Annotated in this window: 13 protein-coding genes and 1 pseudogene; 9 read left to right on the top strand and 5 right to left on the bottom strand. The window is 55.2% G+C overall.

Going from position 1 to position 11,089, the window contains the following annotated elements; genetic code table 11:
• Together C7B82_RS34060 and C7B82_RS31105 are read left to right on the top strand one after the other, a co-directional pair.
• A pseudogene (locus C7B82_RS34060) lies at positions 1-289 on the top strand (hypothetical protein); the annotation flags it as partial.
• Between the two features lie 202 nt (positions 290-491).
• Positions 492-1,016 (top strand): hypothetical protein, encoded by a 525-nt coding sequence (locus C7B82_RS31105; RefSeq protein WP_106261221.1) that lies wholly within the window; start codon positions 492-494, stop codon positions 1,014-1,016.
• An 85-nt stretch (positions 1,017-1,101) separates the two neighbouring features.
• On the opposite strand, the gene C7B82_RS31100 is transcribed toward C7B82_RS31105, so the two are convergent.
• From C7B82_RS31100 to C7B82_RS31085, 4 genes are all read right to left on the bottom strand, one after another.
• Positions 1,102-1,593 (bottom strand): hypothetical protein, encoded by a 492-nt coding sequence (locus tag C7B82_RS31100; RefSeq protein WP_181357813.1) that lies wholly within the window; start codon positions 1,591-1,593, stop codon positions 1,102-1,104.
• A 162-nt stretch (positions 1,594-1,755) separates the two neighbouring features.
• Complete coding sequence (locus C7B82_RS31095) at positions 1,756-4,023, bottom strand: bifunctional DNA primase/polymerase (protein WP_106261219.1); 2,268 nt, start codon at positions 4,021-4,023, stop codon at positions 1,756-1,758.
• A 606-nt stretch (positions 4,024-4,629) separates the two neighbouring features.
• Complete coding sequence (locus tag C7B82_RS31090; RefSeq protein WP_106261217.1) at positions 4,630-4,914, bottom strand: hypothetical protein; 285 nt, start codon at positions 4,912-4,914, stop codon at positions 4,630-4,632.
• Positions 4,914-5,150, bottom strand: coding sequence for a hypothetical protein (locus tag C7B82_RS31085; protein ID WP_106261215.1), 237 nt, complete (start codon positions 5,148-5,150; stop codon positions 4,914-4,916). Before C7B82_RS31085 ends, C7B82_RS31090 begins: the two co-directional genes overlap by 1 nt.
• Before the next feature lie 236 nt (positions 5,151-5,386).
• Between C7B82_RS31085 and C7B82_RS31080 the strand changes: the two genes are divergently transcribed.
• The 7 genes from C7B82_RS31080 (at position 5,387) to C7B82_RS31050 (ending at position 10,077) form a co-directional block, all read left to right on the top strand.
• Positions 5,387-5,992 (top strand): hypothetical protein, encoded by a 606-nt coding sequence (locus C7B82_RS31080; RefSeq protein WP_106261214.1) that lies wholly within the window; start codon positions 5,387-5,389, stop codon positions 5,990-5,992.
• A gap of 167 nt (positions 5,993-6,159) precedes the next feature.
• Complete coding sequence (locus C7B82_RS31075; protein ID WP_106261212.1) at positions 6,160-6,720, top strand: SH3 domain-containing protein; 561 nt, start codon at positions 6,160-6,162, stop codon at positions 6,718-6,720.
• The gene (locus C7B82_RS31070) at positions 6,707-7,084 is read left to right on the top strand and encodes a hypothetical protein (protein WP_106261211.1); all 378 of its coding nucleotides are present in this window, start codon (positions 6,707-6,709) and stop codon (positions 7,082-7,084) included. Before C7B82_RS31075 ends, C7B82_RS31070 begins: the two co-directional genes overlap by 14 nt.
• Positions 7,084-7,737 carry a hypothetical protein gene (locus C7B82_RS31065; RefSeq protein WP_106261209.1) on the top strand — a complete coding sequence of 218 codons (654 nt, stop codon included), beginning with the start codon at positions 7,084-7,086 and terminating at the stop codon, positions 7,735-7,737. Before C7B82_RS31070 ends, C7B82_RS31065 begins: the two co-directional genes overlap by 1 nt.
• Before the next feature lie 8 nt (positions 7,738-7,745).
• The gene (locus C7B82_RS31060; RefSeq protein ID WP_106261208.1) at positions 7,746-8,123 is read left to right on the top strand and encodes a hypothetical protein; all 378 of its coding nucleotides are present in this window, start codon (positions 7,746-7,748) and stop codon (positions 8,121-8,123) included.
• Positions 8,120-9,673, top strand: a complete 1,554-nt coding sequence (locus tag C7B82_RS31055; RefSeq protein ID WP_106261206.1) for a hypothetical protein — start codon at positions 8,120-8,122, stop codon at positions 9,671-9,673. Before C7B82_RS31060 ends, C7B82_RS31055 begins: the two co-directional genes overlap by 4 nt.
• A gap of 125 nt (positions 9,674-9,798) precedes the next feature.
• Entirely contained in the window at positions 9,799-10,077 is a 279-nt protein-coding gene (locus tag C7B82_RS31050; RefSeq protein WP_106261204.1) for a hypothetical protein, read from the top strand.
• A gap of 114 nt (positions 10,078-10,191) precedes the next feature.
• Here the strand turns inward: C7B82_RS31050 and psb34 are convergent, their stop codons facing one another.
• Positions 10,192-10,524: a photosystem II assembly protein Psb34 gene (psb34, locus tag C7B82_RS31045; RefSeq protein WP_245940178.1), complete on the bottom strand. Its 333-nt coding sequence runs from the start codon at positions 10,522-10,524 to the stop codon at positions 10,192-10,194.
• Between the last annotated feature and the right edge of the window lie 565 nt (positions 10,525-11,089).

Below are 11,089 nucleotides of genomic sequence, written 5' to 3'. Positions count from 1 at the left end.
CCCATGTAAACGGTGGATCTTAGCGCCTTTCCTCGCAGGGGCATGTCGCTTTACGTACCTTTGCGTCAAGGAACCCATGGTTTACATGGCGACGCTGGTTGCCGTGCGCCATAATCCCGTGCTGCGAGACTTCTATGCCCAATTGCTCCAGCGCGGCAAACCCACCAAGGTGGCGTTGGTAGCCTGTATGCACAAACTACTCATCATTCTCAATGCCATGCTAAAACACGGCACAGACTGGCAACCGCCACAGCAACTGACCGTGAAACCTGCTGCTCAACCTGCCTGATGAACTTGACATTTAAGATAATCGCTTCTGCTGCGCGGGGCAGTTAACCCAGTACCTCAGTAAAGACTAAAGGGAATGCGGCGTTTACCGCCATCCACACCAAAACTTCTTTGTTCCCGATTCGGCGTTCATCCCAGAAAGACAACCCTTTATGGGAATACTGGAGCGGTTACGCCTTGCAGAGAATCAGGAACACTAGCCGATGTTAACGCTCCAGTTTGAAGCTGAGAAAATACCCTACTGGGCCAGCCGCTACCGCTACAAAGAGGCAACAACAGCCACCATCACGGCAGAAGTCATGCCCCACGTGAGAACCGTAGGACACTACACCCGACAGAACTTCCTTAGCATCTGCACATGGAAAAGCCCTCGACCTCAGAGGCATTGCGAAAAGAACACTGAAGCCTTTATCCATGCCGTTACCCAAACGGCGCTGACAACCGACTGTGAACAACTTCGGATCGAAGCCCTCACCTTACTCAAAGGGGTCAGCTTTCCCATGGCCTCTGCCCTGCTCCACTTTGGCTGTTCCGCTCCCTACCCCATCCTGGACGTGCGAGCACTTTGGTCGTTAGGTATCTCTAAGCCCCAACAGTATACTTTCGAGCTTTGGTGGGATTACACCCTCTACTGCCGCAAACTTTCTGCAGAGGTTGGCGTCTCAATTCGGGTACTGGATCAAGCGTTGTGGCAATATTCCAAAGAGAAGCAGGGTAAGGCAGAATAGCAAGACCGCGCCCCAAGACTGCGGCATCAACCCTAGTAGAGGTATAGCACCGCTGCCATACCATTGACGCCACACCAATGACCGACTAATCCCACCACATGGCAATGATCGGCGTACAGATCGCTCTCTCCTTCCACTCTTCGAGCTGTGGTGCCATTGCCTCCTCACCCAACACCTCAATCAAGGTGGTCAAGTTTCCCAAGAGCTTGGCTAACCGCGTGCGGTCGTAGACCTCACAATCATCGGCATGCCACTGTTTGGCCAGGTCTAGTAGGTCGGGAACACAAGCGTCATCCGCACTCTGGATATACAACACATCATTGCGGCAGAGCCGCTCGTCTTGGGCGTAAACGAGCATCTCCAACAGCCGGGCAATGGGTGCTTCACCCGTTTTCTGATAAAACTCCAGGTCAAAGACCAACCACCCTAACCAAAATTTCCGCCACAGTTGTGGCTGTGCGTAGAGGGCTTGCACGATCGGCTCCGGCTCAAAGCTGTTAAAGTGTCGCTTGAGCAGTAACGCTGTCCATAAGTCCTGCGTTGTGGCAGTGCATAGCGGTTGATCAGGCTTATACATGGGTCTCCATGAGCGACTCGCGATCTGAACCGGAGCAAGAGCAGTTGGGGCAGCCTCCTTTTCGAAGCTAACTTCCGATGCCAGACTGCCGACCACGCCAGCTTCACTCGCTCCAGAGAGGATACCGCGCCTAATCATCAAGGGAGTCAGGGTGTTCCCCCATCAGTGTTGGTCACGTTCGCTCATCGCCTGGACTTGACTTTGCAGCTCAAATAACAACAGCTCCCAATCAGCTTGAGTTAGAGCTGCTTCCAGTTGCTCACAGACTTCCAGCATAAAGCGGGTACGCTGCTCCCATGTCCAGCCTAATTGCTGCACGCGCTGATCGATCGCTGCCTGGATCGCCTCTAAGGCGATGGGCTGCTGCTGCACCACCTCACGCAACAACACGGGTTCATCCAGAAACGTCGTCAAATCCGGTCGCACATACCAATCGGCTTGCTCCAAAGCAAAAGTGGGTGGTGGCGCGGTGAAGTAGATGACATCCAGTTCATCCTCAACGAGCAGCCAACCAACCATGCGTGCCAGAGCCAGCCAGTCTTCCTCCGCTGGCTCCAGGTAGCGGGCACCCACAGCCAGCAAATCTACCTGCGCCAGCGGATTGTAGACACCAGCCGACCAGGCCAAAACCGTCTCTTCGGGATGCTCTTGCTGGTATTGAGCAAAGAATGCCTCCACTTCCGCTTGCATGGCCAGATCGACAGCCGCTTCTGGCACTGGTGGTAGAGACACAACACTCAGTTGCTGAATTTCTTTCAAGGCAGTCTTACCATCTCGGCGTTGCGGTTGCGATCGTCCAAAACCACCTGGCATCAACGCCTCCTCGCTCAAACACTCTTCGGGTTTCTCTGGTGCTACGACATCCGTACTGACGAGACTGACCGACTCTTGCTGTACTTGGGCAGCAAAGAACTGCTGGGCTTCCGCCACCAGAATCCGATCACCACTCGCCAACCATACCCGCATCTTAGCAAGCTGCTGCTCAAGCCTGACAGGTTTCTGGGAGGTAGATTCACCGAGAACACCTGTGGAAAACCCCCCAGACCCCCCAACTTCTAGAAACCCCACCGCTTGCCCTTGAAGGGCAGCGGCATGGGGCACAAGCTTATTGTCCTTCATGGTATGGTATTGCCCTTCTGGTAAGGGTTTCAGTTGATCGGGAAGGGTGGGAGTTCCCGCAAGGGTGTGGTATTCCCCTTCTGGTAAGGGTTTGAGATGGTTGGGATGCCAAAGTTCTTTGTATTTGTCGAGGGTGGCGTTGCCGATGCCATAAGCTTTGATGGACTGTCTCCGGGCTGTCACTGGTGTCGGCAAGGCGTTTTTGGTGAGCAGATCGCTGACTGCCTGACGGATGCGATCGCGCGCCTCCTGCGACTTCTGCTGATTCCGATTCGGTGAAGCGGGTTCGCTGGCAGTATCCGGTAGGAGTGAAGCTTTTGCCTGGTGCTTGGAGCCAAAGGGGTAGTAATGGCTGGACTGAATGGAACGGGTATAGAACAGGGCTCGCTGTTCCAGGTCTACCTGATGGCTGCAATACGCCTCAAAGCCAGGGAGCGATCGCGCGACTTCACAGATGGCAGCCGCTAAGTCTTCACCCGTGAGGGGTTCCACACCGCGCTGAACGTGACCGAAGATGTATTCCCGCATGGCAATCCGTCCCAGCAGGTAGTTGGTTTGCCCGGAGTCCGTCCACCCGGCTAACACGTCGGTGTTCAGGTCGTGAAGAAATTTCTCGGCTTTGCCGGAGAGTTTGTACCGTTTACGCTTGGTCTGTTGCAAGACCCGTTTGAGTGTGCGCTGATCAATAGCGTTGCGGTGCTGGGCAAACTGCCAGCGCTGCACGAAGGTAGTTTGTTCGCCATAGATCGGCTGAAAGTCACTGTTGAGCAGGTAGGAGCCTGCCTGCAGGGGCAGTCGATGGGCAGCATACAAGCTGGGTGCTTCGCTGTAGGGTTTAGGGTTGGGGAACAGTTCGAGTTGCCCTGGTTTGAGTTTGAACCCGGCGTTGGCGAGCAAGGTGGAGACGACCTGGGCGATCGCCCACGTTTCTTGCGCCTTTTGAAAGGGTAGGTAGAGATGGATGCCGCCTCGGTAGCTGCTGGTCACGGCGATGGCTTCGACTAAGCCTAACGGCTCTAGTGCGGCTAGCAGGCGTGGAATGGCGAAGCGATCGCGGTGGGGATGGTAGAAACTACCGGGGTCGATGTCGAGCATCAGGTAGTCAGTCTGTTTGCCGAACCGAACACCATACAGATAAGCGCCTTCTTGGAGCAGGCGATCGCTCAAGGGGTGTCTGTCTTCGGTTTTCCAGTCGGGGCGATCGCCGGGGTCTGGATGTTCGGCATAAATGAAATCAAACCGATGCGGAAAGAGGTTCAGAAACGCGTCTGTTTCCTGAATTGCCTGAAATTGAGGGGCAGGGAGGTTCATCGCTACGCCTCCCTGCCAAAACAAACGGCCGGCAGGGCTTGGTTACCACTGCCTCGGTCAAGTTTTTGATGCACAAAATAACTCCCTATGACTGGTATGAGCAGTGGATAGGAAGCCATGCAAAAACTAGAGCAATTTGTCAAAGTTCTTGCACCTTTTGACAAATTGACACTAAAATTGGCATAGCAAAGCTGGGTAACTTAACGTCCTGCCCTCCAAAGCATCAGTTAGAGTCCCTGCTCCTATCCTTCAAATTTAATAACAAGCCTTCTAACCCCTTCTGTTTCGCCGCAGTGGGGGTTTTTGGCTTCTAGTCTTGACTAGAACATGCTGGACACTCCTCTCGCTTCAAACGTGGAAACTTGTTGCTTCACCGTCAGCACTCGCTGCTGTTGTAATCCGGCTGTGGTGAGTATCAATGATCTAACCGCAGAACCTGACCACTGGCAAAGTTTTTTCAAAACTAGTGCTGTTGGTCTGTCGGTACGCTTCTTGTCCTTCGTTTCTGGTCGGACGCTACCCATGCTTAATCCTGTGCTTGAAAGATCGACTCAACCGTCAGCCTTGCTTTTGTAGGAGATGATCTGATTCTCAATCTCAGCCGCCTTAGTTCCTGGCAGTCAGCCGATCAACGAGTGCGACCAGGCGGTCTACCGTTGCAGCTTGCTGACTGGCGATGACTTGTTGAGCATTTGTGACCTGGCTCAGGGTGTCGATCTTGTCGCCTAACTTATCGATTTTTTGCCCCAAGCGATCGACCGTTTTCGTCAGACTGTTTTGAGACTCGACCAACGATGCCAGCGTTTGATCGACTTTGGTGATGGCTTGGCGATGGGCATCCGCCCAGTCGCTCATGGTTTCCATGAAAATGTCGATCCGATCGCGCGCCATCAGTTGTCCTCCGTCAGCGTGGTACCATCAATGCCTTCATTTTTTACCTGTTCCCACAGTTGGTAAAACTGTGGATCGCGTTCAGACATCTTGATCGCGTAATCCCTTACGGCTATCTCAAACCCATCACGAGCACTTGACATACGGAAATGACGGGCAATCGCCTCACCCGCTATCCATACGTCATCTGCTAAGCGGCTTTGTCGATTCTTCGGCAATTTCATTTCAATGAGCATTCTGTATCTCCTTAAAATTACTGCTCTTTAGGCGATTCAGTTACAATCTATCACGCGATGTCTGCGTTTCGTCTTCGTAAAACAATATAATGTCTTTAATATGTCTGCGTTTTGTATGTTACTGTGTCTGCAGGCAAAGCTGCGGCGCAGTCATGTACGCCCTACAGCGTCCCCTATGGCATCGGTACGGTGCGGTACGGCGACCCTATGACATCACTAAGATCAGGAGCTAAAAAATGACAATCGCTAGACCCCACACCCTGCGATCGATTGCCCTCGAAACCGATAGAGACAAGCGCACGGTTGCACGTTGGTTGGACCGTGCCAGCGTTGACTGCCAAGACGAAATTGGGGCAGTGATCGATGGCTGTCGCTACTTTTCAGACGATGAGAGAGCTATGTTGCTGGCACACGAAAAGCCTAAAGCTGCTGAGTCAGTACCAGTCGAGCCAGACAAGCAAAGCATCACCGTTGAGATTGGCAACCATGCGATTGTCCTGTCCCAGCCAGAACTACCGCAAACCTACAGTCTGGAAACGCTCCGACAAAGCGAAGTGATTGCGTTTGACGACCCTTTAGCGATCGCGGCTCAGTTCCTTGAAACTGCCGATGTGCTGACCGCAGAGATGCAGCGCGATATCCGGTTGCGCGAACACAAGCTGCAACAGACCCAGCAAGCGAAAGCCGCGATCACCGAGAAAGCCACCGAATTCAAGCTGGAAGCGCGTCTCTACCGCGAACGCACCGCGATGCTGGCGACAGCACAAAGCCAGGAGACGCAAAGTCTACAGCAGTCTCTCACCACACTGCAAAACCTGGGAAAGCCTCCAGCGGACGCCTGACGCGTTTGCTGCTGTCAATCATGCTCCTGGTGCTCGCCTGGGCGCTCTTGAGAGCCGACACACCGACGGCTGACCCCAGCCCCTCAACAACAGAGGCCAGCGTTCACCGTCCAAAGTAAACCGCTGGCTCTGGACTCCCAACCTTCCCATCAGGAGTAACTTCCATCATGACAAAACCTGTGCCCGGTGAAGGGCAGTACTTCACCCTGCAGCCAGTGCCACCACCCGAGCCCAAAGCCACGACTCACTGGGGTTTACCCCTGGCTCTGGGCTTGCTTGCTATTCCACTATTAATGTTCGGTTTCGGTTTCTCGCAACAGCAGACACCAGCCACAACCGCCGCCGCCAGTCCCACCGCTACGCCTTCTATCTCGCCAGCGCTGCCGACCCCGTCACTAGCATCGCCAGATGCTACCACACAACCGCCAGAAGCGTCTGCAGCGCCGCCCACAGCGGCTGTAAGCAAGGCCCCGCCAGCCACCCCGAATGACCTTGCCACCCTCCCGATCGCCCAGATCCAGAGCCCTGGCATGGCCGCCAACTTCCGCGCTGCGCCCAGTTTGCAGAGTGCAGTCTTAGGCGTACTGATGCACGGTGACCTGGTGGAACTGTCGCCCGAACGCCGTGTGCAGCAAGACGGTGTGGTGTGGGTGCCCGTGCGCTGGCGGGGTCAGACGGGCTGGCTGGCGAGCACTTTCCTTGGAGCCTCAAACCATGCCCAACCCTAAAGCGCTACCGCCAGCGGTTCAAGCGACACCCGCCAAACTGTCCGTCTGGGCTGACCAGACCGGCACGCCCTATCTGGTGCAGCAACAAGCCGACGGCAGCACCATCTTTACCCCACTCGAAACCGCACTGGCGCAAGCACAACCGCCCACCGCCCCGGAGCGCGTCACCACCTACCGTGAACCGCTCAATACCGTACTGCTTGGCATCGCTGTGGTGCTCGGATTTGTCTTGGGTGGTTATGTGCTGGGCTTTCTTGCCGGTGCCGCTGGTCAGCGCGTCGTCCTTGTCCCCCGTTCACCCCTCTGCGACACCCATCGCAGCAGTTTCTTGTTCTGGTCTTCTGAAACCAAGGAGTGCAACTAATGTCAGCGCCCAAAGCCAAAGGCTACAGCAGCAGCCCCAAAGGCATCCAGTCCCATATCCTGCCGCACGCAGGCGCACTGACCGAACGCGCCACTCGTTACTTCGGCATCGACCTGGCGCGCTTGCCGCAAATGAGCGACAACGAGTTGGCCCTGTTTGCCGATCGCGCCACCGCCATGACCCGTCTCAAGGAGATTCTACCGATTCTGGAGAAGCACTTCACCACGCTGATTGACGGGCAAGTCGAGTACGAGCAGTTTGTTCAGAGGGTCTTAAAGCAAGTCGAAAAAGGCTCCAAGCAAATCGACAAGAGCCTGCTCGATGCGTGGCTGCTCTCTAAAGGCTACGACAAGCATCTGCAACTGCTGAACCAGAAAGCCGGACACGGGATACAGAAGCTGGAAGCGGAATACCGCTCCGAGTATGACCTGAACCGACTGGACTTCCAGAGCGCCATCAAACTCATCCACCTGCGCCATCAGAACCGTGCCAAAGCGATCGGTGAGAAAGTGCCCCAGGCACAGCGACAGCTGCAAGTGCAGGAAGCGTTGCGGCGACAAGCAGAGACTCGTAAAGAACTGCTGACTTATGGCACCGCTGGCAAGCCTGGGAAAGGCTTCTGGCATGGTGTGAAAGACTTCTTTCGGGTGTGAGGTAAACCATGTTTGACCAGTATGATTCACCCCTGATGCTGCCACCGTCCGACGGCTACTACGAGCCAGAGGCAACGCCCGCACCGGATCGCATCGATTATGCCCTGGAAGGCATCAGCCGCTTCACCGGGCTGTTTGCGCTGGGTATCACTGTTACCTTGATCGCCCGCTGGCTGACAGCGCTCTTACCGTTCTATTGGATTGGCGCGATCGCCTGCCTACTGGCTCTGATTCTCCCGGCTTACCTGGCTCGCAGTGCCCGGTTGTTAGCCATCGCGATCGCGCTCGTCGTCGCCATCTTCACGGGCTGGTTTGACCAACTTGCCCACACCAGTCAACAGGTGCAGCAGCAAGTGCAGCAACAGGTGCAGGAGGTTTTGCGGTGAAAGATCCTTATCTGCCTCAGATTCTGGGGCTGCTGGCTGCTGGCATGACCAGCACGGCGCTCGCGGTCAGTGGTTACCTGCATCAACCGGAAACGGTTCGCTTTCTGGGTACGCAACTGACCTACCAGGCGGCTTATCGTAAAATTCCACTGTCCTTAATGGGCACGGGGCTGTGCGTGTCCGCCTGGTTACTCACCCAAACACGACGCGACTACCGTCGCCAGTACGAAGAGTGGGAGCGCCAAACGCTACTGAGGCAAGGGCAGATGCAGGCGATCGCCCATCACGCGGAACTGGAAGGCTATCAGCAGGTGGCTCAGTTGCAGGCTGCCGAACGGCTTTATCCCCAGATGGCACCCTATCTGTCAGATGTCCAGGATGCCGACTATCAGGACGTGTCAGCGTTACCACAGCCGCAGGCTATCCCGCAACCACAGTCAGAAACCGTCGTGCCTGGGCAGCCAGCGATGCCTGTCATGCCCGCGTCTGAAACGACGGCTGATCCGACGGCTTATCTGCAAAACTTCCTCGAATATCCAGGGCTGTTGTTCGGTGGCATGGGTGCTGGGAAGAGTTGGACGGCGCGTTATCTGGTGATGCAGAAAGTGCGAGCGGGGCATCAGGTGATTTTGCTAGACCCGCATGCGGCTAACCACGAATGGCAGGGCATCCGGCATATCGGTGCCGGGATGGATTACCGCGCGATCGCTGAGTTCTTGCGGTGGTACCTCGACGAAATCGAGCGCCGCTACCAGGAATTCAACCGTTCGGGCTTAACTGAGGAAGACTGGCAGCAGTCGTTACGGCAGCAGCAGCGCATCACCAGCGTGGTGTCAGAAGAGATGACGAACTGGGCGGATCGACTACCCGGTGACATCGGGAGTAAGTTCTTCAAGTCAGCCATGAGTGATAGCCGGAAAGTGCTGATGCCACCGTTGTTTGTCGCGCACGATCGGACCTTGTCGGCGTTAGGGGATGCCAAAGGCATTGCCCGGTTACGCGATGCGGCGCTGCTGGAATTGGAACTGATTCCCACCATTCACCCCACGACGTTGAAGCCTGTTTCGAGTGGCAAGGGCAAACTCAAGCTGCCGGGACACTCAGAGTGGTTAGCAGTCGAGCTGCCTCAAATTGAGCGCAAGCTGACTGACTTTACACAGTGGACGCAGCCACAAACGCAGCCACAATCAGTCCCACCAACGCCACCCAAAACGCCAACAGTACAACCAGGTCAGCCACCGGATTTTCGTACTCAAGTGGTGGGTTTCTTAAAGGATTGCTGGCAAGCAGAAACACCCCAGGACGAGACCGCTTCTACCCGTAGCCGCCTCGACTCTTTACCTGTCAGTGACCTTAAGAACTTAGGCATCTACCTGCGTAAGAAAGGTGCCATTGCGGTCAGAGATCTCAAGAAAAGCTGGGGCAAAAACAATGCTTTAAACGCGGAGCAGGTGACTGAACTTTTGCTGGAGCTCATGAAACTCAACCTAATCGAAACGTTTGCAGACGGCACTTCCCGCGCCGAGTGGGTGCGTTGGGTCGAAACCTAGACGGAGTGGAGTTTACGTCAAGTGCCGTGTGCCGTACGGCAGTTTTACGGCACCCCATACGGCAGTTTTACGGCAGTCCACACGGCACTGGTTACGGCACTTTTGTAGAGTCACTTTCTAACACTATGTTTAGCCAAACAAACCCTGTCATTGTTCAAATTCGTCGCGAATTGAGAGGCAAGCTACCAGACGAGTGGCTCGAAGAAGTGGTCTCGATTCTGGAGTACCAGTTGAGCTACCAAACGCTAGACGAGCTGGCGACCAATGAACTACTCAAACTCAAACTGGGGTCAGGTTTGAGCCCGACACTCAGCGCCACGCTCTCGCAAGCGCTCAGCCTCACGTCACCCATACCAGAAACATCCGTCGCAAACCCCTTCCCGTTGCGACTGCCCTGGCAGTAAAAAGCGACGGCACTACGACTTTACTGTGTTGCTTCAGGCACAGCAAAAAGCCGCCAGGAAGTGTGCAAAACACTCCTAGCGGCTTTCAGCACCGGCTCAAGGCAAGCGGCACGCTTAGCTTACAGCCAAAGCCGTCAGCAGCACAGTGACTGTGAAGAGCGCTGCCACTGCCCCTTGCTTGAGATAGCCACGGACCTGCTCAGGCGCGGGAAAATTGGCGTAATACATGGGCGGCTCCACCGCATAGTTGTTGGTGAGACCCTCTTGATCCACAGTGGCACCGAGGGTATTGGGTTGACGCAGAAACTGCTGACCTTCACGCTGACTGCGGACGCTCGCTTCGGCTGGTACGAGCTCTCTGTCCGTGCCGACTCTGGACTGGCGGCTGGTCACCAGCGCCTGGGCCATGGAACGGAAGTCAAGTGTGTTAACGGTGGCAGCAGTCATACAGTCATCCTTTTATTACTTTATGTAAACCAATGTAACATTATTTTACGAATTTGCAACATAATTTGTTTTTATGATACCAATTTGTCTTTGTGAAGGCGGTGGGTTTGGCTCTGGCGCTGTGACACTTGCACTTACCCTGCTGGAGCCGTGGGCGCAGTAAACCTTAGACAAGCGCATGCAGCTGGGGCAGTGCACCCGGCTCTTTACTGGACGACAGAGTTGCGGTGGTGTCTGTTTCTGTCTGAAGGACCCTTTGATCGCCGTGCGATTTCCCACCAGCGAACGATTGGTCTCAGCGGCAGTGCTGCTACTCTCTATAGGGTCGAGCCGGACAGACGACCCTGGATGAGGCAGCGCTTGCAGCCGTGTGGCTTCAATGACCGATGCTCTGAAACTTCTACAGGTAAAGCGTTAGAGCCTCACGTGGCACTTTTTGGGTCGTCGATCGGCTCAACTCCAGCGAGGCAATGGCAAACTTAACTGAGGGGTTCCTTGACGCAAAGGTACGTAAAGCGACATGCCCCTGCGAGGAAAGGCGCTAAGATCCACCGTTTACATGGGT

This window comes from Stenomitos frigidus ULC18 (genome assembly GCF_003003795.1).
GTDB lineage: Bacteria > Cyanobacteriota > Cyanobacteriia > Leptolyngbyales > Leptolyngbyaceae > Stenomitos > Stenomitos frigidus_A.
Note: the sequence above shows the minus strand (reverse complement) of the source record. Positions and strands in the feature narration are given on the sequence as shown.